This is a genomic window from Aquimarina litoralis (assembly GCF_039523995.1).
GTDB lineage: Bacteria > Bacteroidota > Bacteroidia > Flavobacteriales > Flavobacteriaceae > Aquimarina > Aquimarina litoralis.
In genome coordinates this window covers 331,116-356,654 of sequence record NZ_BAAAGE010000003.1, presented here as the reverse complement: position 1 = coordinate 356,654, position 25,539 = coordinate 331,116, and the positions used below count along the sequence as shown (strand labels likewise).

The following is a 25,539-nucleotide window of genomic DNA, read 5'->3' as shown; positions in this document are numbered from 1 at the left end:
TTTTATTGAACTTTTATTTATTATTAAAAAAAGTATTGTAAATAGTAATAACGGTACCAATTATTACTGCTAGCCAAAATAGATATTGAAGTAGTGGATATTTATTTGATCTTGGGTTTTGATTCATTGAGTCACTAACATTGCCTTTGTTAGACTGGATTCCAAGATTATTGCCACTTATAAAGTTTTCAATTTGTACAGTAGGTTGGTCGTTATTAGGTTTTTCAGGTAACATTCTAAAAAGAGTGCCTCGAACAATTTCTATACGATCACTTTTGATGAGTTCATTACGTAATATTGACAATAATTCGTTGAACTGCCTTTTTTCATTATCATCTAATCCAATTTTATCTCGTAAAAGATGTAATTGAAACTCTTCATAATTATCAACATTCTCAAAAATCATTTGAATAATTTTTTTAATCACTGGTTCTTTCCCATTCGGGAAATCAGCAGGAATGTAGTGGAATGATTTAATTGCCATTATGATTTGTTAGATTATTTATCGTTTTGTTGAACTTTGGTTAATTTCTCTATCAATTCTTTTTCTGTATTACAATCATCAATATATTCATAAAACTCTCTACTAGAAAACGCCCTAAAAGGAATTCCGGATCCATTATAATAAGAGCTGTTGATTAATGAAAGATTTTTAGAAGTTCTTTCTGAATTGTAGTTTTTATAATAATGTACAATTACAAATAATAGCTTTTTACCTTTTGTCTTTTCATTATCTCTTGCTAAAATATTAAGTAAAGTGTATTGACCAGCTATCAACTTAGCCATATTTGCAGAATCAATTTCAAACATTACAATCCATTCATCGGAAACAAGAGAATTATCTACACTTATCGAAACTCCTCCATCTTCTGATTTAAAATTTAATTTTCCTTTAAGCTGCGCATTTATTTTATCATTTAAAACTTTAGCAAACTTCTTTTCATTAGAACCAGCTACTGACATTATTTTATATTCATCGTTTATTTGAACTTTTTGATTTTAATAGAACTATCATTTTCATGATAAATAGGCTGAAACATTCTATGCTCTTTATTATTTAATTTTATTTCTCCAGATTCTTTAACTAAAGAACCATCAATTAAACATTTTTCGCGCAGCTCTCCATCATCACATGGTTCAAGCATCCATAGACTAAAACCATTTTCATGCTGTTTAATTTTCATATTGACCATATCGAAAATAGTTAGGCTTTCTCCCATCGTTTTATTGAACTTTTGATTAGTTAAATAACATCATTATTAATATCGTCTAACATTTTTAAAAAATATCTTTTTGTTTTTGGAAGCCCTCTTTCAATTAGGCTTTGTCTTTCTTCTTCTGGTTGACTTTTGATCGCAGCAATGGCAAACAGAATAAGTTCATTATGTTCTTCACCCATTTGATCAAAATACATTTTTTTTAAAGGCTCAATATTTTCGTTAGTAGCCTCAAAAGCAATTCTTTTTAATTCTTGACTATTTGATACAAAATCTTTAACCTGCATATTAATTCGCTCTTCTTTGAGTTGAACGTATTTTTTTAGTTCATCTATTTTAAAAATATCCATGAAATTTTTCATAGAAGCATTAATTTGCTTAGAAGATTCTATTTGAGATTTCTGTATAAAAAATATAATTACATATACTAATAAAAATACTCCTTGAATTATCCAGGTAATAATTTCGTTGTTCATCTTTATTTTAAACTTTATTGGTTTCTTTTTTTCCTTTCGTATTCTCCGATATTATCAATTAAAATCCAGTCTTTGCTTGTCTTGTCAATAATTGCGTAAATAGTTGTGTTTCTGTTAATATCAGTTTTATTTAAATACTCTGTTAAAGGATCTGTTTTAGATTCTTCATAATGTTCCATTATAAACCCTAAGAAATCATTAGTTGCTTCTTGCCATGTTGTTAAGTCAAGTTCATTATCGTAAAGAAGTTTAATCATTACTCCTTTTTCTGTTTGAATAAATACAGATATTGCCTTGGACTGTGTATTTGAATTGTCAAGTTTATTTGTTGTTCCTGTTGAAGTAAGAGTATTAACTTTCATCTCTTTAGTTTTTGAAAGAATATCATTAAGTTTTTTCTTTAAGAGTAAATAATGATCTTTTCCGGCTTCTTTTAGGAATGATTCAAAATATGGTTTCAAAATATAAACTGCAATTATTCCTGGTACCATCCATTCAATAGCTGCCCAAACTGTTGGTTCTTTCCTTTCAATTCTAAGATCTAAATATTCATGTTCAATTCCATCCAACAAAAGATTACTAAAATCTTTTGGAAAGTAGCTTGGAAACTCTATTGCAATATGTGGAATATCTTTCATACTCTAATTAGTTCTTGGTTTGTTAAGAGTTTAGTTTACTTTATCTCTTGAATGAATAGAACCCGATGATTCAATAGTAAACCCTACATGGTTACTATCTTCTATGATTTTTTTATCAGCAAGTTCAATTATTTCTTCGTTTGAAATATTCTCATCATTATAGACCACTTTAATTAATCTTCCTCTTCTGTGCCCATTTCTTATGGTTGAATAAGTTACAACTGCATTATATTTTTCCATCTAAATTATTCTTTATTTAATCTTATTACTTTGATATTTCCTCTTCTTATTACTAAGTCCTTTGAAATCAAGATACTTGTAATATGTAGCTCTGGACACTCCAACTCTCTCACAAATTTCACTAACACTTAATTTACCTTCTCTAAAGTAATAAGCGCATAACTCGGCTCTTTGTTTATTTTTTTCGCTGATTCCTTTGGGTGCTCCTAATATCTTACCACGTCTGCGAGCAGATTCTAATCCTGCCTTAGTGCGCTCAATGATAATATCCCTTTCGAGTTGAGCTAACGCACCGAAAATATTCGTTATAAACATGTTATGGGGTGAATCCTGAGTGGTGTCTATAAAAGGTTCAGTTATAGAGCGAAACTTAATTCCTCTATGTTCAAAATCATTCATCAGATTTGTAAGATGGATTAGGCTTCTAACTAATCTGTCTAACTTCCAAACGACTAATGTATCGCCTTCTCTTAAATGCTTGAGTAGTTTCGATAAGTTCTTTCTCTCTGATTTGATACCTGATACTTTATCAGTGTAAATATTTTTTTCACTGACACCATCTTTCAATAAAGCATCCAATTGGAGATCCAATGATTGTTCTTCCGTACTTACTCTTGCATAGCCAAATATCATTTTCCCAAGTTTATTTAACTATCTAAAAGTAAACTATTTATTTAGTATGGGGAATTAAACTGTTAAATAGTTATAAACACGGTAATCAACAGAAGTTCATGAAATTCACCATTAAATCAAACTAAATAGTTTAGACCTTAATCTTTACTTCCCAAGTACTTTCATTCTTTCTCCTCTTGGTAATTTTCTTAACCAACATTATTGTTGTATTTATACTTCCCTTTATTCTTGGACATATTCTTAAGTATTCTTTGATCCATCCATCCAAAATCCAACGTCTCTTAAATGTAGACACAAAACGATCAAACAACATCTGATCTCAAAAAAAATATAAAATCACTTCATCTAAGTCCACAAAAAACTCCCAAATCACTAATGATTATGGGAGTTTTTATTTTTTAAATTCCTTTTATCGTTGACTAAACTGTAACTTCACCTAATATCTACACCATCTTTGCCTTTATAAAATCTTTTGAGCTCTATTCGATTTCCAACAGAAACTTTCATGACATAAAGACCTTCTAACAATAAAGAAATATCAATATCTCTATCCAGATGAAGCTTTTTTTCGATTCTAATAAAACCAGATGCATCCATAATCTTAATAACCATTGGTTCTTTTATATCCGAAACGATAGATATATACTGATCTGCCGCTGTAGCTTTGAGTATTATAGCAGGAGTTTTATCATTAGAAAAATCTATAGGTATTGTTATATCCACAAAAGGCTTGGAATACATTGTATTTATACCGAACATTACAATTAAAACAAGTAGTATTTTTTTCATCTTTTTTATTTTTAATTTACTTATTTTCAAATAATTATTAGGTTAAATAAATGATAAAAAGTACTTGTCTTAAGACAACTTTAGGATATACTGTAACAATGCAGATAAAAATTACTTTGGCTAGCATTATGAATTGTATAATTCTTAGTAATCTCATGTGTGAAACTTAAAAAATCAAACTATTTTTATTAAAAAAGTTTGATTTTAGGAATTTGGAATTAAAATTTACTAGTACAAAGTAACTAAAACGAACCGAAAACCTTTCTACTTCATCAAACAAGTTTTGTAAAATAGGTAAGTTAAAACCTACTTATTTTTAAATAAATGACAAAAACACGCTTCCCTATAAAACCTACCAAAACACTAGGATAATCACTTTTTCAGCTTCTATGATTTAGGATAGGATTTGTAATTTTCACTTTTTATTCCCAAAAGGTATTTAGCTAAAAAAGATAACGTTATATCGAAAAGTGATATCAAAGTGAATTTCAAAACAAAATAAGATTTAACTTTATAAAGTCACACACAAACGTAACCCAAATGAAAAGTGCCAACCACACCCAAAATTTTCTTTTAATAAAAAATATGTCTTTTACGTACCAGCAAAAACATTCGCCCAATTAGCTTTTGTAGTAGCTCTCTAGTAGTATTTATTATTTTTTTCGACAATAGATGAAACCGAACCATGTCTATTGTTGATGTCACACCCTAAACCCATCAAAGCTATGCAAGAATTTAGCGTTGTTGTGGCATATGATGACCCACTCAAAAGATTAGGCATCAAAGCCATGTTAGAAGCCCCAAAAGACATGAAATTTAAGCTATATGAAGATATATCAGACTTAGAAAACACCAGAAAAGTTATTGTTAATAATCAACCCGATTTTATCGTCATAGATGCTACTTTAAACTCTAATAAATCTGGAATCGAACTGGCCAAATATACCCGATTACACTCTAGGAAGACTAGAATTATTATTATGGCTTTTACCTTAGAAGACTGGTTAATTAAAGAACTTAAAACTTTGGAAATTAAATGGATTCTATACAAAGCAGAAACAGTACAAAACATTACTAAATGTGCTGGAAGAGCTATTCAAAATAAACCATATGTAAGCAAATTATTTAGAGAACCCTGGTGGAAAGAAGAAGGAAATCCGATTCCGAGTGTATCTGATAAGTCTTATCAGCAATTATCAAAAACTGAAGTCAAAATACTCAATCAAGTAGCACTTGGTAAAACCAACAAGGAAATTGCTTTAGACTTATTTAAAAGTGAAAAAACCATTAAAAATCATCGCCAGAATATTTGTAAAAAGTTACAAATAACTGGTAGTAATGCGCTTTTTAAATATACCATGAGGCTAAAGGATATATATCATTAATTTTTATTAGGATTATGTTTCAATCATAAAAATGAGCACTTGTACCCATTTTTTTAAATAGAAGAGTTTCTAATTTTCCATTCGAAAACTAACTACTCTAAATACAATGAAAAACACTACACTAAAAACCTTCTTGGTTTTACTGTGGCTGATATCACTATCACATGCTCAAGAACTTATTCTAAAACAAGACAACCAGATTTATAGTAAGAAACAAAATGAGAAAATTAGCGCTCTAAGACTCAGTAATAATCAATTATTCCCAACAGCTCAGATTGATCATATAATCTACCGACACCATGCTATCAACTCTAAATTTCAGATAACTCCTGATTATGATTTTTTTCAAGGATTACAAAGTCCATTTAATCCAAACCTATGGATATATATGGAACGGGAACAAATTGGAGGTGCATTTCGACTACATAAAGTTAATCTAAAAACCAATATTCAAACCACTCTATTGAGCAAAGTGAATAAAAATAGACAGGAAAAGGCTTTCAAACCGATTGCATGGACTAATGATCCAAATAAAATATTTGTGGAAGCAATGTATTTGGATGCCGCAGAAGAACATGAAGGTATTTTTATTTATGATATAGCAACTAAAGAATTACAGAAAGTCAATATCCCTTTTGCATACACCAGAACTCCATTACTTGCCCCCAATAGAAATACATTCATATTCTCTGGATCTACGACATCGTCCAAACCAGACTATCTACATGGTGTATCTGATATTGTTTATGAGTATAATATCCAAACAAAAAAGAATGAAGTTATACTTAAAAGCAAAGGAAAACATATTGATATAGTAGGCTGGAAAAGCAAGGTAAAAACAGGCAAGCAACAGAATAGTAACAAATCCGCATTATCATATTATTTACCTTGGGATTTTGGAGAGGAGAATTGTGTATCTAGACATGGAACTCCGGGACCGACAGGTTCTCATAGCCCAGTAGGAGAGTGTGGTTTTTTTACACCTGGTGGACATCATGGATATCATGCCATAGATTTCGCAACATCTTTATCTAGCGATGATAATGTAAGAGCTTCTGCAGCTGGAGTAGTTTCTTTCTCTGGAATCAGTGGTAGTTTATCGAGTGGTTATGGAAGATTGGTAATTATAAGGCATAGTGATGGAACACGAACCTACTATGCGCATAACAAAACACTGCTGGTAAGCCAAGGACAATCCGTACAGAAAGGACAAGTAATTGCTTTAGAAGGAACCACCGGCGGATCTACTGGTGATCATATCCATTTTGAATGGAGAGCCGCTGGAGGAAATGCTTCTACTCCTGGATCTTTTGTAGATGCAGGGCAACCCAGACAAAACTTTATTTATAGATCTCAAAATTCTTTCGGATCACAAGCGGATACTCAAGCTCCAACTACTGCAATTAGTGCTTCTGGAGGTAATACACAATCAGGAGATTTTACAGCTAATTATAATGATTCTGATAATGTTGCTGTTACAAGAAGATTTTATCAGGCATTAGAACAATATGGTACTAATTGGTACGCTAATCGTGGTAATGGATTTTTTAATGACAATTTTAATGTATTATACTCTGGCTATACCTATGGAGAAGGGAACTGGAGTATTAATAATGGACATTTACGTCAATCTAATACCGCTTCTGACAACACAAAATTAAATACATTTTTATCGCAGAACTCTGGACTCCCCTACTTATATGAATTCTCTGCAAAAACCATATCAACTTCCGGACCAAGAAAATTCGGTATTCATATCATGGCAGACAATCCAGACCAAAGCCAACGAGGAAATTCTTATTTGATATGGTTTAGTGGAGAAGATAACAAAGTTAGAATTTATGAAACCGTAAATAATCAACTTAATTTCAGAGCGATTGATGATGTTACATTAGATAACAAATGGGCAAATTATAAGATAACCTATAGTCCAGCATTTGGAGTCATCGAAGTATTTAAAAATAACAAATCCATACTTAAATGGACAGATACTTCTCCAATTAAAAACGGTAGTACCATTTCTCTAAGAACAAATAAGACCATCATGGAATTTGATGACTTAAAGGTGTATAAATTTAGAGCCGATGCAAGTACATTGATTACCGCTGGTTCTGGAATCACAAAAGATATTAGACGACAAAATGGTAAAATCAAAAGCTTGGTTAGAGATGCTGCTGGAAATTGGTCTCAACCTGGTAATTTAGATGTAACCATTAGTTCACTGACTAAACAAAATTCTCTCATTAAGGATGATACGTATTTAGAAAGCAACATTCAGGTATATCCAAATCCTACCAATGGTAATGATATTAAGTTGACCAATCTATCATCATACAATTCTCCTATTTCTATTTCCATTATAGATATTACTGGGCGAGTTATAACATCTGTTAGAGAAAACATTGAAGAAACTGAAAACCAAGAAATTGACCTAAGTAGTTACTTTATTCCATTAACAAATGGAAATTACTTCATACGAGTAAAGGACGATCGGTCATCTAAAACAATCTCGGTAATCAAAAGGTAAGTTTTTTGTAAGTGTGTAAAAAGGGCTCTACTCATCTGGTTAACAACGAGTCTGAGTCCTTTTTCTTACAAAACTATCTCTAGAACACAAACTTAAACACTATCATCATTATGAAAATTAACAAACAATTTATGTAAATAACTCTTGAATATGGTCTCAAAAAACCAAGTTTAAAAGAGAAAAGATCTCTTAATAAAATATTGAATCAAACTCCAAAAACTGGCAAAAGTATTTTAATCTAACCATAAGAATACTTGAATTTCAAATCCTGTCAATTTTATAAAAAACAAAATTTTTAAAATGAAAACAAATCATATGATAATAATGGTAATTTTCTATCTATTACAGGTAGGATTTACTATCAACGCTCAATCACAGTTAAGTAATATTACTGCGATATCTCCGGAAGGAAGATACAGTACTCCAATCTGGTCTCCAGACGGACAAAAACTACTAATAACCAATCAGTATTACACCTCTCTTTACGTCATTGACCTAACCAACAACAATAGTCTGAACAGGATAAAAAAAGGGAAAGGCATTGGATATCTTGCCAATTGGTCTCCTGATGGACGAAGTGTTGTATTCAGAGAAAAACAAGAAGGAAGCTTCTCAAAAAACTTAAAAATAAAAAGCTTGCACCTAGAAACGAGCAAAGAAACAATTCTGAATGATGTGCATCCAGATAATACCAATCCATCCATGCAAGCAAGATCAGGCAAAAACTTAATGGTATATATCAACTCCGAAACATTAAAACTGGAAGCCAAAGAAGGATTGAATGGAAAACCATGGGTAATAACGAAAGAAAATGGTCAGTTCTATCATCCTGTAGTTTCTCCAAATCAAAAATTTGTAGCTGTACATGAAGGTCCAAATATCTATATATATTCAATTTATGGTAACGAGAAAAGAAAACTCTTAGGAGTTGGAATAGCAACATCTTGGCTTAGTGACAGCAGCGGAATTATCACATTTGAAGATAAAAGTAATGATGGACATGAGATTTCTGCTTCTGATTTATATCACATTTCAAAAGACTCTTCTATCAAAACTAATTTAACCATTGCTACTGATGATATTGTTGCAACATGGGGAGATGTATCACCAGATGGAAAAAGAATTGCTTTTTCTGATGAAAAAACTGGAAGAATTTTTATTGCTGACCTTATTATTAAAAACTAAGCTCATGAAAAACAAATCGTATATTTTAAAGACTATATTTCTATTCATTATTATTATCCTTTTTTCTTCCGAAACACAGTCTCAGGTAGTTGTTATAGATCCTGGTCATGGATATACTTCAACAGGCGCTGATCCAGATGGAAGAACGGAAACCGAACATGCCACCGCGTTAGCAGTAGGACTAAAATTACGCACTAAATTACAGAACAGTTGTGGCAATTGGACAGTTCGAATGACCAGATCCACTAGAAACGGGTGGGTTTCTGTATCACAACGAAGAGTTATGGCAAACAGTTGGAACGCTGATCGTTTTATCAGTATTCACTGTAATGGTGGTGGGGGAACCGGAACTGAAACCTTTTGGTCAAAATCAAGTAACACACCAAACGCTAGTAATAGCCGTTTTTCTAGAGAAGTTCAAGATCAAATGGTCTCCAAGGGACAATGGTTTGACCGAAGATCTTCAGAAGATCGTCCTTATTTAGGCTATACTTTAGGAGTGCTAAACAAAAACAACGCGATAGGAATTCTAAATGAGATTGGTTTTGTAGATTCTTCGGATAAAAACAAATTGTTGAATGATACATGGAGAGATCGATTTGCTGATGCATATGTGACTGCTCTTCTAAATAGTTTAGGAAATTGCTCCGGAGATAGCGGAGGTGATAATGGTGACGAGACGGATACCGAAGCGCCAACTACCACTATCAGCGCTTCTGGAGGTAACACACAATCTGATGATTTTACAGCAAATTTTAACGATAATGATAATATAGCAGTAACAAGGAAGTTTTATCAAGCTCTAGAAAAATATGGTGATAACTGGTATGCTAATCGCGGTAATGGGTTTTTTAATGATAATTTTAATGTGTTGTACTCTGGATATACAATAGGAGCTGGAAATTGGGATATTAGTGATGGGCATCTACGCCAATCCAATACCTCTTCTGATAATACAAAATTAAATACCTTCTTATCACAAAACTCAGGCTTACCATATTTATACGAATTCTCTGCTAAAACTATTTCTACCAGTGGTCCAAGAAAATTTGGAATTCACATTATGGCTGATGATGTTACACAAACTCAAAGAGGAAACTCCTACCTAATATGGTTTAGTGGTGAAGATAATAAAGTAAGAATTTATGAAACTATCAACAATCAATTAAACTTTAGAGCCATTGGAAATGTGGTTTTAGATAATAATTGGGTAAACTATAAGATCACCTACAGTCCAGCATTTGGAGTTATAGAAGTCTTTAAAAATAATAAATCATTATTACGTTGGACAGACACATCACCTATTAAAAATGGGAGTTCTATATCTCTTAGAACCAACAAAACTAGTATGGAGTTTGATGATCTAAAGGTGTACAAATTTAGAGTTGATAATACACAAACCATTACAGCAGGATCTTCAGTAACAAAAGATATTAGAAGAAGAAACGGAAAAATAAAAAGTTTGGTTCGCGATGGCGCAGGCAATTGGTCATTACCAGGAAATCTAGACGTAACCATCAGCTCTCTTTCTCGACAGAATCCGAACATTTTAGATGATACAAAACTGGATAACAACAAAATAACTTTATATCCAAATCCTACTGATGGAAATGGTACAACACTACAATTCCCTTCTGTAAAAAATGAGAAATCAGTAATCAAAATCTATGATCTAACTGGCAAAAAAATAAAAACTATCACTTATAAAAGTTCAAATACTGGAGTTGTGGATCTAAATATTGATACCGAGATCTCTGATATATCTGCTGGACACTATTTTATAAAAATATCTAATTCCAGGATTTCAAATACTATCAATTTTATAAAACAATAACAATTCATTTACAGACCACTAAAGCCTAATCAATATCGCAACCATTGGTTAGGCTTTATAAAAAAGAAAGGAGGTGACCTAACAAAATTAAAAACCAACTCCACCACCACAGATAACCACACAAATGCAAACTCATAAACTTCATACTGATGAAAAAAATAACTTTACTAATCTCTGTGGTTATCGTATTCTTATCATGTTCAAAAGACGACATTACAGAAATTCAAGAAAATAACTCTAATCAAAAATTACATTCTATAGAAGAAATAAATAATTATATTTCTGATCAACTCAAGAAAAATGGGGATCTCGATTGGACCAAAACCCCAACTGACATTTTGTGGAGTGCCTTAGTACATAGTGGAGGGTATTTAAATATTGGTTACGGAAATGAGGGTGAAAGCTTTTCTAACAACCGTTCTACCAGACTCATTAATATCAAATCAAAAATTTTAGAAATCGTAGATCAGACAGAAGAGCAGAGAATTTCCAAATCCTTAAAACATGATGATGAAATCTTAAACTATATTGAAGTCCTGATTACAAAAAAAGAGACTCTTGAAAATATTAAAAAAGCATCCCACATTCGTTATATAGAACCGAGTGAATACAACTATTTCTTACCAGATCCAGAAGAAAAAAACTTTGGATGTGCTTTTGAAGGAAGAACCGTTAACCCAGAAGACTATCGGGTTATTTCTCCTAATTCATGGGTGCCGTGGACATTCGACATTCATAACATTCCTGAAGCTTGGGAATATAGTACTGGACGCGGAATTACGGTAGGAGTAATCGATTCAGGAATTTCTCAATCACAAAAATTTTTGGGTAGTGATTTTAATGATGGATTTTCTAACGGGCGAACAGTTAAACAATTTGGAACATTTGATGATTCTGTCTTTGATGATTGTGGACATGGAACAGCAATGTCGGCTGCTATTGCATCTCCGCGAAACGATAACGCCATGCCTGTAGGAGTGGCTTATAACTGTGATCTTGTTGTATATCGAGGAACTGGAGATGTACTTCTGGAAAGCAGAAAAGAAAGAAAAGCGGTTAGCAAAGCACTAAAAGAACTAGCAGATATGCCAGATGTTAAGATTATTTCCATGTCCATTGGCTGGGTTTGGACTGTAAGAAATATAAAAGATGCTGTAAAATACGCTTATTCAAAAGATAAAATGATTGTGGCTGCAGGAGGGACATCAACAACTTTTACAAACTGGTATGCTGTTATTTTTCCAGCGAGTATGAAAGAGACCGTTGCTGTAACGGGAATAAAAGAAAACGGAAAAAGATGTTCGATTTGTCATGATGGAAAAAAGATAGACTTTACAGTAGCTATGCAAAGAGATGCAGATTCTAATAGAACTATGCCTGTTTTAGGATTTAGCTCTGATTTAAGAAATGTAGTTGGAGGATCTTCTATCGCAACGGCTACTACTGCAGGAATCGCAGCTTTAGTTTGGGCAAAAAATCCAAATCTAAGTAGGCAGGAAATTCTAGAAAAAATGCAAAAAGCTGGAGAATATTATCCTAATAGAAGTAATCGATATGGATACGGAAAAATAGACGTAGCAAAAGCTGTTCAATAATTTGATCTTTAATAAAAAAGGTTGCTAAAATTAGCAACCTTTTTCTATTTTCTATTTGTTATTTTGTAACAGGTTTTCCTTTATATTTCCATTCGGTAATACCACCGTCGAGGTCATAGATCTTAGTAAATCCTGCCTTTTTCATATAAGCCGAACATTTACCACTTCTACCTCCACGACCACAATATACAGCTACAGGTTTAGACTTATCAACTTCGGATAATAAAGTTTCAAAATTCTCATCGGTAAAATCAATATTAATAGCACCTTCGATATGTCCATCAGCATATTCCTGAGGAGTTCTTACATCCACTAGCTGCACTTTCTCCATTTCTAACAAGGAATCCATTTCCTCTACGGTTATAAGCTCTACTATTGCTGTATCCTTATTTTGATCTTTACAATTAATAAGTAATATCGAAAAGATCAATGCGGTGGCTATTGTTTTAATTTTCATACGTATGAGTGATTTTTATTCAGCAACTTCACCATCCCAATTCATAAACCCGCCAAGTAAGTTATATGTAGTTTCGAATCCCATTTGATTCATTAGCGTACACGCCTGAGCGCTACGACCTCCAGATCTGCAGTAGACATAATAATTTTTTGATTTGTCCAATTTTTCGATCTCATCCAAAAAACCTTGCCCTTTTCTTATGTCTATATTTAGCATATTTGGAATAAAACCATCTTCTACTTCTTCTTCGGTTCTAACATCCAAAATTACTGCATTATCGTCTTTAGCAATAAGATCTTCCCATTGATCTTGAGTTATATCTTCGGCCATTGTATAGTTTCGTTTATTTAATTGTACGTAAAGATTAGTAATTCTTTACAAATATAAGTCACCAAGATGAATTCTACGAGAATATTAATCGCAATTATATCGGCTTTTCCCTAATTAAGCTTTAATGCTACAACCAATTGCTTTGGTAGTTTCTACAGGAATTTTTTCTCCCTTTAGCAAAGCATTTACTGCATCTTCGACATACTTTTCATCTGCCGCTGCAGCATCTTTATAATTGTTATCAATCGCACCAATATAACGCACTAAATTACCAGTTCCTGTTTTTTCTAAGATATAAACATGGGGTGTTTTCGTAGCTCCATATTGTGGATAGATCTTTTGACCATCGTCAAATAAGTAAGGAAATGTAAATCCTTTTTCTTTTGCGCGTACCTTCATTTCGTCAAAACTATCTGTTGGATAAGCTTTAGGATTATTAGGATTGATAGCGATAACAGGATATCCTTTTGTCTTGAATTTCTTATCTAACTCGATAATTCTATCTTCATAAGCAACAGAATAAGGACAATGGTTACACGTAAAAATAACGATAAACCCTTTGGCATCTTTATAATCCTCTAAAGAAACCATCTTATCATCAATATTTTTTAATTTAAAATCCGTAGCAGTATCACCTATTGCATAGCCTTTATCCGCTTCATTTACATTAACTTTATCAATAGCAAATGCACTTACTGCTATTACTAGGACTACTACCACTAAAATTTTTAAAGTTTTCATTTTGTTTGTGTTATTAAGTTTTTCTGATATCCAAGCCCAAAAATATTATCATAATATTTTTTTAAGTTCTCTCTCTAATTCGTCATACGTAAAAGAGCGTTCATAAAAATTTGAAGTATTACCTTTATATATTATGGTTGCAGGGATAGAACCTGACCAATTTTCATTTACTTTAGGAATCCAGGTATTAGCATCTGGATCATCCAATAATACTATTTTACTTTGTATGCGTTGTTTTTTAACGAAAGGAATCAGTTTAGACTCTACATGATTAGGTAAATCTAAACTTACTAGTATTACTTCTACCTCTTTATTAGGATATCTACTATTAATAAGCTCGAAATAAGGAAGCTCAGCTACACAAGGTTTACACCACGTTGCCCAAAAATTAATGACACGGGTTTTCCCATCATTAATATTCAGAAGATGTTCGAAGTTTTCAAAATCGTACACAGGTATCTCTACCCCTTTGTCAGAAAAAACATTAGAAGCCTCAATAGCTATCTGTTGTTCTCCTTTACAATTCGATAAGAATACCGCTAATCCTATATATAAGATCAATTTTCGCATTATACTAAAATATTAAAACGTGTCATTACCTAAAAGGAAATTAACAAGGTTTAAATAATTCATATAGATAATTTTAGGATTCTAGAACTTAAGTTAAGTTGACAATAATAATATTTACCATTGTATTCATAATAATTTTAACAAAGAATTAGTATCTCTTTTAATTTTCTTAAAAGGTAAAACTCATACATTTGTATAGACAATAATTGTATATACAAATGAAAATTGAAGATATCATAAAGACAAATGAATCCTTACCGCTATCAAAAAAAGCAGTGATCAATTTATTTTACACGAATAGTATTATTAATGATCAGATTCATGCAGTTTTAAAACCATTTGATATCTCTATCCAACAATTTAATGTTTTACGAATCCTGAAAGGACAGAAAGGAAAACCATCTAATCTATCGACAATTCAAGAACGCATGGTAAGTAAAATGAGTAACACAACCAGACTAGTCGACAAATTGATATCTAAAGGTTACGTAAATAGAACTACCTGCACATCAAACAGAAGAAAGGTAGAGATCACTATTACACCTCTTGGTATTAGTTTTTTAGATCAAACTAGTATTGCTGTAGAAGGGTTAGAACAAAACATCACTTCTAATCTTACAGAACAAGAATTAATTACCTTTAATACATTATTAAACAAACTAAGAAGTTAAACAAGTAATCACAATTTAATAATCACTAATATTTCAAAATCATGAAAACCAAACTTAAATTAGTAATTTTCGCATCTATTGTATTTATTACAGCATCTTCAATTGCGCAACAAAAAAAGATCAATGTTGCTGAAAGCACTATAGAATGGACAGGAAAAAAGATCACTGGTAAACACACAGGAACCCTTAATTTCTCAAGTGGATTTCTAAGTTTCGAAAACAAGCAATTATCAGGAGGAGAGTTTTTAGTAGACATGACTTCTATTCAGGTAACAGATCTCGAAGCTGGAAAAGGAAAAGAAAAACTTGAAGGTCATTTAAGTTCTGATGACTTTTTTGGAGTAAACAATTACGCGACAGCCAAATTAGTTATTAAAAAAGCGACAAAAATAGCAAATGGATATAAAATAGCTGGTGACCTTACTATCAAAGGAAAAACCAATCCGATAACCTTTGATCTTGCTGTAAAAGGAAGCTCTGCAAGTACTACACTTAGCATAGATAGAACTAAATATGATATTAAATATGGATCTGGTAGTTTCTTTGATAACTTAGGAGACAAGGCTATTAACGATGAGTTCGAATTAGCAGTAAACTTAAAAATGTAATTTTTTATTTTTTGAATTATAATTAATTTATATATTTGAACCAATTAAATAGAAAATGAATTTAATCTTAACAAATACTTGGTGGTGGTTGTCTTATAACGAAAACGTCGTGAGATAGCTCCTGTCATATAGTTAAGTAAACATATCAAAGGCTTGTCAAATCACGACAAGCCTTTTTTTATTGGCATAATCAAAGGGTATTCTAAAATATAAATATCAAAATTTAAAATGAGTTATACATTAACCACACATTTCAAACAAATTCTGGCTGATACCATAACACCGGTAAGCGTTTATCTAAAAATCAGAGATCGATTTCCTAACAGTTTGCTTTTGGAAAGTAGTGATTACAGAGGAAATGAAAATAGTTTTTCCTATATCTGTTGTAATCCAATTGCTAACATCAAAATAGAAAACGAAACCATCTATCAATCTTTCCCCGATAAAACCCATATAGAAACCGCTATTACAGAAGAAACAAACATCCCTTTGGTTATTGAAAATTTCGGACAGCAATTCAAAACTTCTAAAAGCGATTTTAAATTCATTAATAATGGATTATTCGGATATATCGCTTATGATGCCGTTCGCTATTTTGAGAATATCAGTATTACAAAAAAAGAAGGTGCTTTAGACATACCGGATATGCAATACACGGTTTATCAAAATATTATTGCTATTAATCATTTTAATAATGAAGCCTACATCTTTGCACATTGTTATGAATCAGAAAGTAATATTGCAGAAATAGAATCTCTTTTAAATGTAAAAAACTTCGCTTCCTACAACTTTAGTACTGTTGATGAAACCACTTCTAATCTGGATGATGAGCAATATAAGGAACATGTAGCGCTGGCTAAAAAACATTGCCAACGAGGAGATGTTTTTCAATTAGTATTGTCGAAACGTTTTTCTCAAAAATTTAAAGGAGATGAATTTAATGTTTATCGAGCATTAAGAAGTATCAACCCATCTCCATACCTATTCTACTTTGACTATGGTGATTTTAAAATTTTTGGAAGCTCTCCAGAAGCACAATTAGTGGTAAAAGACGAAATTGCCGAGATACATCCTATTGCCGGAACATTTAAACGAACTGGTAATGACGAGCAAGATGCTGAACTAGCAAAAAAACTTTCTTCTGACGAAAAGGAAAATGCAGAACATGTAATGCTGGTAGATTTAGCACGAAATGATTTAAGCCGTAACGGGAGTGAGGTAACAGTTGAGACCTATAGAGAAGTACAATTTTACTCTCATGTGATCCATTTAGTTAGTAAAGTTACCGGTAAAAAACACAAAGATACCACAACGATGCAAGTAGTTGCAGATACCTTTCCTGCAGGGACTTTAAGTGGCGCACCAAAACATATGGCAATGCAACTTATCGAAAAATATGAAACCGTGAACAGAGACTTTTACGGAGGCGCTATTGGATTCATGGATTTCTCCGGAAACTTTAATCACGCTATTATGATTCGTACATTTTTGAGTAAAAATCACACATTACATTGGCAAGCGGGTGCGGGGTTGGTAAACGAATCCAACGAAGAAAACGAACTACAAGAAGTATATAATAAACTAGGAGCATTAACCAAAGCATTAAAACTTGCTGAAGAAATATAAAGAGCTTACAAACTCTTACTTAAAAAATGAAAAAAGTATTAGTAATAGATAACTACGACTCATTCGTGTATAACCTAGTTCATTATTTAGAAGATCTAGGTTGCAAGGTGGTAGTAAAACGAAATGACCAACTACATATCGAGGAAGTAGCTGCTTTTGATAAGATATTACTATCTCCAGGTCCTGGTATTCCAGATGAAGCTGGGTTGCTAAAGGACATCATTAAAACCTATGCGGATTCGAAAAGTATTTTTGGAGTATGTCTCGGACAACAAGCAATTGGAGAAGTTTTTGGAGGAAGTCTTATTAATCTAGATGATGTATATCATGGGGTCGCTACAAAAGTAAAACTTACGGTATCTGACGAAGTGATTTTTGAAGGACTCAATGACTCTTTTGATGTTGGTAGATATCATTCTTGGGTAGTATCGGATGAAGACCTACCTTCTTGCCTAGAAGCTACTTCGTTTGACGAAAATGGACAAATTATGTCTATCCGACATAAAGAATTAGACGTTAGAGGTGTTCAATTTCATCCAGAATCAGTGCTTACTCCCGATGGAAAAAAGATGTTAGAAAATTGGATTAATAATTAGTATCTGACACAAAAAAAAGAAGTACAAAATCAAAACACACAATGAAAGCATTACTAAATAGATTAATCAATCACGAAACAATCACTAAAGAAGAAGCTAAACAAGTTCTTGTAAATATCTCTCAAGGAGCTTATAATCAAAGTCAAATTGCATCTTTCCTTACTGTGTATATGATGCGTAGCATTACTGTAGAAGAATTAGAAGGTTTTAGAGATGCACTATTAGAACTATGTATCGCAATAGATCTTAGCGAATATAACCCTATAGATCTATGTGGTACTGGAGGTGATGGAAAAGACACTTTTAATATTTCTACACTGTCCTCTTTTGTTTCTGCAGGTGCAGGAATCAAAGTTACTAAACATGGTAATTATGGAGTTTCTTCAAAATGTGGTAGCTCCAATGTGATGGAACATCTAGGAATTAAGTTTAGTAATGACAAAGACTTTTTGAAAAGAAGTATCGATGAAGCTGGAATTTGTGTACTACACGCTCCCTTATTTCATCCTGCCATGAAAAATGTAGCTCCGATACGAAGAGAATTGGGAGTAAAAACGTTCTTTAATATGTTAGGACCAATGGTTAACCCGGCATTTCCAAAGAATCAAATCGTTGGAGTTTTTAACCTTGAACTGGCAAGAATGTACGGATATCTATATCAAAATACAGATAAAAACTTTACCATTATTCATGCACTAGATGGATATGACGAAATTTCACTTACTGGAAGTACTAAAACAATTTCTAATAATACCGAAGGAATGCTTACTCCAGAAGATTTCGGGGTAAAAGCTTTACAAATGGAAGATATTGTTGGGGGCGATTCCATTGAGGAATCTGCTGCTATTTTCATGAACATTTTAAGTGGTAAGGGTACCCAAGCACAGAATGATGTAGTTTGCGCCAATGCTGGTATGGCAATCGCCACTGTAGAAGGATTACGACCTAAAGAAGGCTTCGAAAAAGCAAAAGAATCGTTGCTGTCAGGAAAAGGATTAACAGCCTTAAAAAAAGTACAGGAGTTAAGTTGTTAGTTATTGGTTAATAGTTGATAGTTTATAAATGGAATATACAGAATTAAAAGTGTGGAAAGAAACTAGACTATTAGTGAATACTATTTATAAAATGACCAAACTATTCCCAAAAGACGAGACTTATGGTCTAACTAATCAAATGAGAAGATGTGCAATTTCGATACCTTCAAATATAGCAGAAGGTTGTGGAAGAAAAACTCCAAAAGATAGTATTCATTTTTTTCATATTTCAAGAGGATCATTATATGAATTAGAAACACAATTATATCTTGCATTAGATCAAGAATATTGTACTGAAAAATCACATCAGGAAATATTGGATCAAATCATAAGTTGCAAAAAGTTATTAAATGGTTTTATTAACTATTATGAGACTTTAAAAAATAAATGACCTATCAATCGATAACTATTAACCAGTAACAATTAACTATCAACCATCAACAAAAAACTATTAACCAAAAACGATCAACTATCAACAACACAATGAACATACTAGATAAAATAGTTGCCGATAAACACAAAGAAGTTGAACTTAGAAAAAGTATCATACCAGTTCAACAACTAGAAAATTCAGTATTATTTAATAGACAAGGAAACTCGCTTGCTGAGGCTCTACTCAACAGTGATACTGGAATTATTGCAGAACATAAACGTAGATCGCCTTCAAAAGCTGTCATTAATCAAAAGGTTAGTGTACAAGACGTGGCTATTGGATATGAAACCGCTGGCGTATGTGGAATGTCAGTACTTACGGATGGAAAATATTTTGGAGGATCTTTAGATGATTTAATACTTGCAAGAGCGTCCGCATCGATGCCTTTATTACGTAAAGAGTTTATTATTGATGAATATCAGTTACTAGAAGCCAAAGCATATGGCGCAGATGTCATCTTATTAATCGCTGCAGTACTATCGAGAGATGAAATAAAATCACTTTCTGAATTTGCTAAAAAATTATCACTAGATGTATTATTAGAAGTGCATAATTTAGAAGAATTAGAAAAATCTATCATGCCTTCTCTAGATATGCTTGGAGTTAATAATCGTAACCTTAAAACTTTTGAAGTTAGTACGGATGTAAGCAAAGAACTTAGCAAACATATTCCTGATGATTTTGTAAAAGTTTCAGAAAGTGGTATTAGTAGTATCGAAGCTATCAAAGATTTACAGCAATATGATTACAAAGGTTTTCTTATTGGTGAAAACTTTATGAAAACAGAAAATCCAGGTCAGAGTGCTATAGAATTCTTAAAAGCATTGCAATCATGAAGTTAAAAGTCTGCGGAATGAAATATCAGGAAAATATGTCAGCAGTTGCTGCATTACAGCCAGACTATTTGGGCTTTATTTTCTATGAAAAATCACCCAGAAATTTTGATGGAAAAATTCCAAAGTTACCTACTGAAATAAAAAAAACAGGAGTTTTTGTAGACGAGCCTTTAAACCAAGTTGTTTTAAAAATAGCTAAATATGGATTAAAAGCTATACAACTTCATGGCAATGAAAGTCCAGAATACTGCAAAGCACTAAAAGAAGTGGAATTGTCATTACCGATTGTCGAAAATGGAATTGAAGTTGGTTTTGAGCCTTATAATTTCGAAGTATGGAAAGTTTTCTCAATCAAAGATCAATTTGATTTTGAAATACTACAACCTTATGAAGGTATTGTAGAGTATTTCCTTTTTGACACCAAAGGCAAAGAAAAAGGAGGCAATGGATATACATTTGACTGGAGTGTTTTAAACAACTATCCATCCAAAACACCTTTTATTTTAAGTGGTGGTATTGGATTAGATGAGGTTGAAAAAGTAAAAGAAATTCTAAAAACAGATTTACCTATTTATGCCATTGATGTAAATAGTAAATTTGAAACAGCACCAGGATTGAAAAACATTGAGGAATTAAAGATTTTTAAAGAAGAATTAAATAGAATGCGTGAGGGATAGCAGTGTAAATCCCGGAGATTTGTTTTTCTCTGATTGTCATACTGAGCTTGTCGAAGTATAAACAGGGAAAAATAAAACGAGGAATTGCAACGGATAGCCCGACCTAAGAAGAGCGAAGGTCACGCCTAAAACATAAAAACAAAAAATAAAATGAGCTATCAAGTAAATGAAAAAGGATATTACGGAGATTTTGGTGGAGCATACATCCCAGAAATGCTATATCCAAATGTAGAAGAATTACGATCTACGTATTTAGACATTATGAACGAACCTTCTTTTAAAGAAGAGTTCGATCAACTATTACGCGATTATGTGGGTAGACCATCACCTTTGTATTATGCGAAACGACTTTCGGAAAAACATAATACCAAAGTGTACCTTAAACGCGAAGACCTGAATCATACAGGAGCACATAAGGTAAATAATACGATTGGTCAGATCCTTGTTGCCAAAAAATTAGGTAAGAACAGAATTATTGCAGAAACAGGAGCCGGACAACATGGTGTAGCTACAGCAACTGTTTGTGCTTTGATGGGTATCGAGTGTATCGTATATATGGGAGAAATTGATATCAAACGTCAAGCTCCGAATGTAGCACGCATGAAAATGTTAGGTGCAGAAGTGCGACCAGCAAAATCAGGTAGTAAAACTTTAAAAGACGCTACTAACGAAGCTATTAGAGATTGGATTAATAATCCAGTAGACACCCACTATATTATAGGTTCTGCTATTGGACCTCATCCCTACCCTGATATGGTAACTCGTTTTCAGTCTATTATTTCTGAAGAAATCAAATGGCAGTTAAAAGAAAAAGAAGGTAGAGAAAATCCAGATTATGTTGTAGCCTGTATTGGAGGAGGAAGTAATGCTGCCGGAACTTACTATCATTTCCTGGATGAACCGAGTGTTGGTATCATAGCGGTAGAAGCTGCAGGAAAAGGAGTGAACAGTGGCGAAAGTGCTGCAACTTCGCAATTAGGTAAAGAAGGAATCATTCATGGATGTAAAACCTTACTAATGCAAACTCCTGATGGACAAATCACCGAACCTTATTCTATTTCTGCAGGATTGGATTATCCAGGAGTTGGGCCATTACATTCGCATTTGTACAAATCAGGACGTGGAGAGTTCTTTTCGGTAACCGATGATGATGCAATGACCGCTGGTTTAGAATTATCTCAGTTAGAAGGAATAATTCCGGCTATTGAAACATCACATGCCTTAGCGATTTTTAACGATAAAAAATTCAAACCAGACGATATTGTAGTAATTAGTTTATCCGGAAGAGGTGATAAAGATCTAAACACGTATATCGATTATTTTAAATTGTAAAATTAGCAATGAGTATTTAGTCGTTAGTTTGAAAATTCTAATGTCTGGAATACTTCGTTTCTTCCATATTTTATAGTTTAATACTCAATAAAATAATATAACTATATAAGAAAATTAAGAAATTGTCATTCCAGCGTAAGCTGGAATCCATACTAAAACAAAATGCTAAAACCAGAACATCAATATGCTGTATATATTCTTTCAAACAAGAAAAACGGAACACTTTATATAGGGATGACTAACAATCTTGAAAGAAGAGTTTTTGAGCATAAAAACAAATTGATTTACGGCTTTACAAAGAAGTATAACCTGAATACATTGGTTTACTTTGAAACTCATCAGTATGTAAATGATGCTATTATAAGAGAAAAAAGATTAAAAACTTGGAAAAGACAATGGAAAATTAATCTTATAAGCAGAAGACAATCTTTCTTGGAATGATTTGGCTTCCGATTGGTATAATTAAATATACAGAATAGATCCCAGCCTACGCTGGGATGACAAAATAAAGATAAACCATCTAAGAAAATTAACAGTTTGTATTTAATATCAAAGTCATTTTTACTCAACACTTTATACTAAATACTCAATATTAAAAAACATGAACAGAATAAACACAGCTTTAGCACAAGACAAAAAGCTATTATCTATATACTTTACTGCAGGACACCCATCATTACATGACACAAAAAAAATCATTCAAGATTTAGAAAAAAGTGGTGTAGATATGATTGAAATTGGATTGCCTTTTAGTGATCCTTTAGCAGACGGTCCAACCATCCAAGAAAGCTCTACAGAAGCTTTAAAAAATGGAATGACCACCAAATTACTTTTCGAACAGTTAGAAGATATTCGAGAAACTGTTTCCATTCCGTTAATCATCATGGGATATTTTAATCCAATGATGCAATATGGTGTAGAGGCATTCTGCGCAAAATGCCAGGAAATAGGAATTGATGGTTTAATCATTCCAGATTTACCCGTTGCTGAGTATCATGAACAATATCAAGAAATCTTTGAAAAATATGGATTAATCAATGTATTTCTTATTACTCCACAAACTTCTGAAGAACGTATTCGTTTTATAGATAGTGTTTCTAATGGGTTTATTTATATGGTAAGTTCTGCAAGTACTACAGGTGCAAAAAACACTTTTGGTAATGTACAACAAGAATATTTTGAAAGAATCGAAGGGCTTCAATTAAAAAATCCACAAATAGTAGGATTTGGAATTAGTAATAATGAAACCTTTTTACAAGCTACTAAAACAGCAAAAGGTGCCATTATTGGATCTGCTTTTATTAAACATCTAACCCAAAATGGCGCTGATGCGGTGGAAGATTTTATTAAGCAAATACGATAATATGGTACAAAACTTATAACATACTATATTTTTCTATATTTTTAATCCTAAATACATTGAGACAAATCCAAGAACTTTTATAACAACATCATAACTGATGAGTTTTATATCTATACCACTAATAATCGCCATTATTTTGATTTTCATATTCATTAAATGGTTTAAACCAGGATTTTTAGCTTTTAAAAAAGATATTCAGAAAAAACCAGAAGGCTTATTAGATGTAGATGATCGATATAACGTTAGCAAAGTTGAAAAGGAAAAAGAGCTCAATGATTTATTAGAAAAAATAAATGATCAAGGTATTGATAAACTAAGTAAAACAGAGAGAGAACGATTAGAAGAGCTATCTAAATAGCTTTGCTATTCTTTTTTGAATAAGTTATCTAAGAATTTTTCTAATTTCTCTCTTTTTAATTGCTGAATATTAAGTTTAAGTTTTGATATAAAACCATAAGATCCTCCATCAATTCGCATAGAACCAGAGATATACAATTCATCTTTATCATCTAAATGCATCTTTCCTAAATCAAAAATAGGATACTTAAGATAGATCGAAGTTTCACCATTTATACCATAGCTAGGATCTACTTCACCGGTATCTAATAATTTTTTGATAAGTATTTCAAGTTCATTATCCAAGCTTGTGGAAATAATAAACACTTCTCCTTTTTTATTTACAACAAAATTAGTGTTATAAATATCCGCACTGTAGCTCATCTTTCCGCTATCATAAAATGAGGTATCAGGGGTACCATCTACATCGTATTTACGAATATGATATACACCTTCCGAATCATCTTCCATTTGAGAGGTATATAACTTTTCATTACATAGTATAATTTGATCAAAGGATTGATAATTCTCTTCGATAGTAATACAATCTAACTTATTATAAGCCATCTGATCACTATCTAGACTCGCCAAATAGGTGGCTTGTTCTTGTCCACCATCTATAGATTCAGAATATGCTAATAACAATTGATCATTATCCATTGCAGAACAATTGAGCGTAAAATCATGATCATCATATAACCCAGCTGATAATGTCTCCCCAACACCCGAAAGCTTAAGAATCCCAATCTTTTCTTTTTTAGCAGCAGTATTAATATTAAAATGCTGCACCTTGGCCACAACAATTATTTCGTCTGTAGAAGAAGCATGGATATATTGACCATAATTATCATCAAAATTATCCATAATATTCTTTTTATAGAATCCGCTACTACCAAAACCAATATTCATCATTCCATCTTCATAAAACTCATTTACGGAAACCATCCAGCTATGACCATTCCAAAAATTAGATAGCACCAATACACTTCCGTCTTCTTTAGAATCAATTGCTACAGGTATTGTATATTCATTATTAAAACTACCTGTTCTAGCTGAAAAATCAGTATCCTTCTTACCGTTTTTATATAAACGAACCAAATGCTTTTTGGAGTCTGCCTCGTATAAGACATTAATCTTGCTTTCGGCAACGACATCGAAATCAATGATATGAGATGATTCTGATCCAAGTTCTTTAAATACTAACAAACCATTCCTAGAAAAATCTATGTCAAGCTGTTGCCCATAGGAATAGCCTGCTAGCAGAAATATAAAAACAAATAAATGATGAATTCTCATAACGAAATATCCTAGTAACTACTTTTAGTCACCTTCGCTAAGAGGTATTATTTCAGATGCAGACTAGGGGGACGAAAATAAATGTTTGTTTGTATTTTGAAACAATTCATTTAT

At 32.3% G+C, this 25,539-nt stretch carries 30 protein-coding genes; 17 read left to right on the top strand and 13 right to left on the bottom strand.

The genetic code is table 11. From position 1 onward, the window contains the following. Positions 1 to 13: 13 nt before the first annotated feature. The 8 genes from ABD077_RS16035 to ABD077_RS16000 all read right to left on the bottom strand — a co-directional run bounded on the left by ABD077_RS16035 (position 14) and on the right by ABD077_RS16000 (position 3,993). Complete coding sequence (locus tag ABD077_RS16035; protein WP_343913262.1) at positions 14 to 484, bottom strand: hypothetical protein; 471 nt, start codon at positions 482 to 484, stop codon at positions 14 to 16. A gap of 14 nt (positions 485 to 498) precedes the next feature. Continuing rightward, positions 499 to 963: a hypothetical protein gene (locus tag ABD077_RS16030; protein ID WP_343913261.1), complete on the bottom strand. Its 465-nt coding sequence runs from the start codon at positions 961 to 963 to the stop codon at positions 499 to 501. Positions 964 to 980: 17 nt separating this feature from the next. Then, on the bottom strand, positions 981 to 1,220 hold the full coding sequence (locus ABD077_RS16025; RefSeq protein ID WP_343913260.1) for a hypothetical protein: 240 nt from the start codon (positions 1,218 to 1,220) through the stop codon (positions 981 to 983). A gap of 23 nt (positions 1,221 to 1,243) precedes the next feature. Continuing rightward, on the bottom strand, positions 1,244 to 1,579 hold the full coding sequence (locus tag ABD077_RS16020) for a hypothetical protein (RefSeq protein WP_343913259.1): 336 nt from the start codon (positions 1,577 to 1,579) through the stop codon (positions 1,244 to 1,246). Between the two features lie 128 nt (positions 1,580 to 1,707). Beyond that, on the bottom strand, positions 1,708 to 2,331 hold the full coding sequence (locus ABD077_RS16015; RefSeq protein ID WP_343913258.1) for a hypothetical protein: 624 nt from the start codon (positions 2,329 to 2,331) through the stop codon (positions 1,708 to 1,710). Positions 2,332 to 2,361: 30 nt separating this feature from the next. Further along, positions 2,362 to 2,571, bottom strand: coding sequence for a hypothetical protein (locus tag ABD077_RS16010; protein ID WP_343913257.1), 210 nt, complete (start codon positions 2,569 to 2,571; stop codon positions 2,362 to 2,364). 12 nt (positions 2,572 to 2,583) lie between these two features. Next, on the bottom strand, positions 2,584 to 3,204 hold the full coding sequence (locus ABD077_RS16005) for a recombinase family protein (RefSeq protein WP_343913256.1): 621 nt from the start codon (positions 3,202 to 3,204) through the stop codon (positions 2,584 to 2,586). 432 nt (positions 3,205 to 3,636) lie between these two features. Then, positions 3,637 to 3,993 carry a T9SS type A sorting domain-containing protein gene (locus tag ABD077_RS16000; RefSeq protein ID WP_343913255.1) on the bottom strand — a complete coding sequence of 119 codons (357 nt, stop codon included), beginning with the start codon at positions 3,991 to 3,993 and terminating at the stop codon, positions 3,637 to 3,639. Between the two features lie 725 nt (positions 3,994 to 4,718). Here ABD077_RS16000 and ABD077_RS15995 point away from each other — a divergent pair. The 5 genes from ABD077_RS15995 to ABD077_RS15975 all read left to right on the top strand — a co-directional run bounded on the left by ABD077_RS15995 (position 4,719) and on the right by ABD077_RS15975 (position 12,519). After that, the gene (locus tag ABD077_RS15995; RefSeq protein WP_343913254.1) at positions 4,719 to 5,378 is read left to right on the top strand and encodes a LuxR C-terminal-related transcriptional regulator; all 660 of its coding nucleotides are present in this window, start codon (positions 4,719 to 4,721) and stop codon (positions 5,376 to 5,378) included. Positions 5,379 to 5,484: 106 nt separating this feature from the next. Continuing rightward, entirely contained in the window at positions 5,485 to 7,905 is a 2,421-nt protein-coding gene (locus ABD077_RS15990) for a peptidoglycan DD-metalloendopeptidase family protein (RefSeq protein WP_343913253.1), read from the top strand. A 300-nt stretch (positions 7,906 to 8,205) separates the two neighbouring features. Beyond that, entirely contained in the window at positions 8,206 to 9,090 is an 885-nt protein-coding gene (locus tag ABD077_RS15985) for a TolB family protein (protein WP_343913252.1), read from the top strand. Between the two features lie 4 nt (positions 9,091 to 9,094). Next, positions 9,095 to 10,924 (top strand): N-acetylmuramoyl-L-alanine amidase, encoded by a 1,830-nt coding sequence (locus ABD077_RS15980; protein ID WP_343913251.1) that lies wholly within the window; start codon positions 9,095 to 9,097, stop codon positions 10,922 to 10,924. 149 nt (positions 10,925 to 11,073) lie between these two features. Beyond that, positions 11,074 to 12,519, top strand: a complete 1,446-nt coding sequence (locus ABD077_RS15975; RefSeq protein ID WP_343913250.1) for a S8 family peptidase — start codon at positions 11,074 to 11,076, stop codon at positions 12,517 to 12,519. 58 nt (positions 12,520 to 12,577) lie between these two features. Here the strand turns inward: ABD077_RS15975 and ABD077_RS15970 are convergent, their stop codons facing one another. The 4 genes from ABD077_RS15970 to ABD077_RS15955 all read right to left on the bottom strand — a co-directional run bounded on the left by ABD077_RS15970 (position 12,578) and on the right by ABD077_RS15955 (position 14,617). Then, on the bottom strand, positions 12,578 to 12,976 hold the full coding sequence (locus ABD077_RS15970; RefSeq protein WP_343913249.1) for a rhodanese-like domain-containing protein: 399 nt from the start codon (positions 12,974 to 12,976) through the stop codon (positions 12,578 to 12,580). 15 nt (positions 12,977 to 12,991) lie between these two features. Further along, complete coding sequence (locus ABD077_RS15965) at positions 12,992 to 13,306, bottom strand: rhodanese-like domain-containing protein (RefSeq protein WP_299606447.1); 315 nt, start codon at positions 13,304 to 13,306, stop codon at positions 12,992 to 12,994. A 114-nt stretch (positions 13,307 to 13,420) separates the two neighbouring features. After that, positions 13,421 to 14,047, bottom strand: a complete 627-nt coding sequence (locus tag ABD077_RS15960; RefSeq protein WP_343913248.1) for a thioredoxin family protein — start codon at positions 14,045 to 14,047, stop codon at positions 13,421 to 13,423. A gap of 48 nt (positions 14,048 to 14,095) precedes the next feature. After that, positions 14,096 to 14,617, bottom strand: coding sequence for a TlpA family protein disulfide reductase (locus ABD077_RS15955; RefSeq protein ID WP_343913247.1), 522 nt, complete (start codon positions 14,615 to 14,617; stop codon positions 14,096 to 14,098). A gap of 218 nt (positions 14,618 to 14,835) precedes the next feature. Here ABD077_RS15955 and ABD077_RS15950 point away from each other — a divergent pair, with 218 nt between their 5' ends. From ABD077_RS15950 to ABD077_RS15895, 12 genes are all read left to right on the top strand, one after another. Further along, positions 14,836 to 15,288, top strand: coding sequence for a MarR family winged helix-turn-helix transcriptional regulator (locus ABD077_RS15950; protein ID WP_343913246.1), 453 nt, complete (start codon positions 14,836 to 14,838; stop codon positions 15,286 to 15,288). Between the two features lie 41 nt (positions 15,289 to 15,329). Further along, positions 15,330 to 15,896, top strand: a complete 567-nt coding sequence (locus tag ABD077_RS15945; protein WP_343913245.1) for a YceI family protein — start codon at positions 15,330 to 15,332, stop codon at positions 15,894 to 15,896. A gap of 228 nt (positions 15,897 to 16,124) precedes the next feature. Continuing rightward, entirely contained in the window at positions 16,125 to 17,522 is a 1,398-nt protein-coding gene (locus ABD077_RS15940; protein WP_343913243.1) for an anthranilate synthase component I family protein, read from the top strand. A 26-nt stretch (positions 17,523 to 17,548) separates the two neighbouring features. Then, entirely contained in the window at positions 17,549 to 18,118 is a 570-nt protein-coding gene (locus ABD077_RS15935; RefSeq protein WP_343913241.1) for an anthranilate synthase component II, read from the top strand. A gap of 41 nt (positions 18,119 to 18,159) precedes the next feature. Next, positions 18,160 to 19,152 carry an anthranilate phosphoribosyltransferase gene (gene trpD, locus ABD077_RS15930; protein WP_343913240.1) on the top strand — a complete coding sequence of 331 codons (993 nt, stop codon included), beginning with the start codon at positions 18,160 to 18,162 and terminating at the stop codon, positions 19,150 to 19,152. Positions 19,153 to 19,180: 28 nt separating this feature from the next. After that, positions 19,181 to 19,543 carry a four helix bundle protein gene (locus ABD077_RS15925; RefSeq protein ID WP_299606429.1) on the top strand — a complete coding sequence of 121 codons (363 nt, stop codon included), beginning with the start codon at positions 19,181 to 19,183 and terminating at the stop codon, positions 19,541 to 19,543. Between the two features lie 92 nt (positions 19,544 to 19,635). Next, complete coding sequence (gene trpC / locus ABD077_RS15920; protein ID WP_343913239.1) at positions 19,636 to 20,421, top strand: indole-3-glycerol phosphate synthase TrpC; 786 nt, start codon at positions 19,636 to 19,638, stop codon at positions 20,419 to 20,421. Next, positions 20,418 to 21,098, top strand: a complete 681-nt coding sequence (locus tag ABD077_RS15915; RefSeq protein ID WP_343913238.1) for a phosphoribosylanthranilate isomerase — start codon at positions 20,418 to 20,420, stop codon at positions 21,096 to 21,098. The genes trpC and ABD077_RS15915 overlap by 4 nt, the downstream gene beginning before the upstream one ends. Before the next feature lie 150 nt (positions 21,099 to 21,248). Further along, positions 21,249 to 22,430: a tryptophan synthase subunit beta gene (gene trpB / locus ABD077_RS15910; protein ID WP_219010584.1), complete on the top strand. Its 1,182-nt coding sequence runs from the start codon at positions 21,249 to 21,251 to the stop codon at positions 22,428 to 22,430. 162 nt (positions 22,431 to 22,592) lie between these two features. Further along, positions 22,593 to 22,871: a GIY-YIG nuclease family protein gene (locus ABD077_RS15905; protein WP_343913237.1), complete on the top strand. Its 279-nt coding sequence runs from the start codon at positions 22,593 to 22,595 to the stop codon at positions 22,869 to 22,871. 160 nt (positions 22,872 to 23,031) lie between these two features. Next, positions 23,032 to 23,793, top strand: coding sequence for a tryptophan synthase subunit alpha (gene trpA, locus ABD077_RS15900; RefSeq protein ID WP_343913236.1), 762 nt, complete (start codon positions 23,032 to 23,034; stop codon positions 23,791 to 23,793). Between the two features lie 97 nt (positions 23,794 to 23,890). Further along, the gene (locus tag ABD077_RS15895; RefSeq protein ID WP_343913235.1) at positions 23,891 to 24,151 is read left to right on the top strand and encodes a DUF6576 domain-containing protein; all 261 of its coding nucleotides are present in this window, start codon (positions 23,891 to 23,893) and stop codon (positions 24,149 to 24,151) included. A 5-nt stretch (positions 24,152 to 24,156) separates the two neighbouring features. Here ABD077_RS15895 and ABD077_RS15890 read toward each other — a convergent pair whose 3' ends face one another. Beyond that, positions 24,157 to 25,425 (bottom strand): hypothetical protein, encoded by a 1,269-nt coding sequence (locus ABD077_RS15890; RefSeq protein ID WP_343913234.1) that lies wholly within the window; start codon positions 25,423 to 25,425, stop codon positions 24,157 to 24,159. Between the last annotated feature and the right edge of the window lie 114 nt (positions 25,426 to 25,539).

Coding starts and splice junctions, on each gene's coding strand:
- ABD077_RS16035 (WP_343913262.1), bottom strand. CDS start 484: ATGGCAATTAAATCATTCCACTACATTCCTGCTGATTTCCCGAATGGG.
- ABD077_RS16030 (WP_343913261.1), bottom strand. CDS start 963: ATGTCAGTAGCTGGTTCTAATGAAAAGAAGTTTGCTAAAGTTTTAAAT.
- ABD077_RS16025 (WP_343913260.1), bottom strand. CDS start 1,220: ATGGGAGAAAGCCTAACTATTTTCGATATGGTCAATATGAAAATTAAA.
- ABD077_RS16020 (WP_343913259.1), bottom strand. CDS start 1,579: ATGAAAAATTTCATGGATATTTTTAAAATAGATGAACTAAAAAAATAC.
- ABD077_RS16015 (WP_343913258.1), bottom strand. CDS start 2,331: ATGAAAGATATTCCACATATTGCAATAGAGTTTCCAAGCTACTTTCCA.
- ABD077_RS16010 (WP_343913257.1), bottom strand. CDS start 2,571: ATGGAAAAATATAATGCAGTTGTAACTTATTCAACCATAAGAAATGGG.
- ABD077_RS16005 (WP_343913256.1), bottom strand. CDS start 3,204: ATGATATTTGGCTATGCAAGAGTAAGTACGGAAGAACAATCATTGGAT.
- ABD077_RS16000 (WP_343913255.1), bottom strand. CDS start 3,993: ATGAAAAAAATACTACTTGTTTTAATTGTAATGTTCGGTATAAATACA.
- ABD077_RS15995 (WP_343913254.1), top strand. CDS start 4,719: ATGCAAGAATTTAGCGTTGTTGTGGCATATGATGACCCACTCAAAAGA.
- ABD077_RS15990 (WP_343913253.1), top strand. CDS start 5,485: ATGAAAAACACTACACTAAAAACCTTCTTGGTTTTACTGTGGCTGATA.
- ABD077_RS15985 (WP_343913252.1), top strand. CDS start 8,206: ATGAAAACAAATCATATGATAATAATGGTAATTTTCTATCTATTACAG.
- ABD077_RS15980 (WP_343913251.1), top strand. CDS start 9,095: ATGAAAAACAAATCGTATATTTTAAAGACTATATTTCTATTCATTATT.
- ABD077_RS15975 (WP_343913250.1), top strand. CDS start 11,074: ATGAAAAAAATAACTTTACTAATCTCTGTGGTTATCGTATTCTTATCA.
- ABD077_RS15970 (WP_343913249.1), bottom strand. CDS start 12,976: ATGAAAATTAAAACAATAGCCACCGCATTGATCTTTTCGATATTACTT.
- ABD077_RS15965 (WP_299606447.1), bottom strand. CDS start 13,306: ATGGCCGAAGATATAACTCAAGATCAATGGGAAGATCTTATTGCTAAA.
- ABD077_RS15960 (WP_343913248.1), bottom strand. CDS start 14,047: ATGAAAACTTTAAAAATTTTAGTGGTAGTAGTCCTAGTAATAGCAGTA.
- ABD077_RS15955 (WP_343913247.1), bottom strand. CDS start 14,617: ATGCGAAAATTGATCTTATATATAGGATTAGCGGTATTCTTATCGAAT.
- ABD077_RS15950 (WP_343913246.1), top strand. CDS start 14,836: ATGAAAATTGAAGATATCATAAAGACAAATGAATCCTTACCGCTATCA.
- ABD077_RS15945 (WP_343913245.1), top strand. CDS start 15,330: ATGAAAACCAAACTTAAATTAGTAATTTTCGCATCTATTGTATTTATT.
- ABD077_RS15940 (WP_343913243.1), top strand. CDS start 16,125: ATGAGTTATACATTAACCACACATTTCAAACAAATTCTGGCTGATACC.
- ABD077_RS15935 (WP_343913241.1), top strand. CDS start 17,549: ATGAAAAAAGTATTAGTAATAGATAACTACGACTCATTCGTGTATAAC.
- trpD (WP_343913240.1), top strand. CDS start 18,160: ATGAAAGCATTACTAAATAGATTAATCAATCACGAAACAATCACTAAA.
- ABD077_RS15925 (WP_299606429.1), top strand. CDS start 19,181: ATGGAATATACAGAATTAAAAGTGTGGAAAGAAACTAGACTATTAGTG.
- trpC (WP_343913239.1), top strand. CDS start 19,636: ATGAACATACTAGATAAAATAGTTGCCGATAAACACAAAGAAGTTGAA.
- ABD077_RS15915 (WP_343913238.1), top strand. CDS start 20,418: ATGAAGTTAAAAGTCTGCGGAATGAAATATCAGGAAAATATGTCAGCA.
- trpB (WP_219010584.1), top strand. CDS start 21,249: ATGAGCTATCAAGTAAATGAAAAAGGATATTACGGAGATTTTGGTGGA.
- ABD077_RS15905 (WP_343913237.1), top strand. CDS start 22,593: ATGCTAAAACCAGAACATCAATATGCTGTATATATTCTTTCAAACAAG.
- trpA (WP_343913236.1), top strand. CDS start 23,032: ATGAACAGAATAAACACAGCTTTAGCACAAGACAAAAAGCTATTATCT.
- ABD077_RS15895 (WP_343913235.1), top strand. CDS start 23,891: ATGAGTTTTATATCTATACCACTAATAATCGCCATTATTTTGATTTTC.
- ABD077_RS15890 (WP_343913234.1), bottom strand. CDS start 25,425: ATGAGAATTCATCATTTATTTGTTTTTATATTTCTGCTAGCAGGCTAT.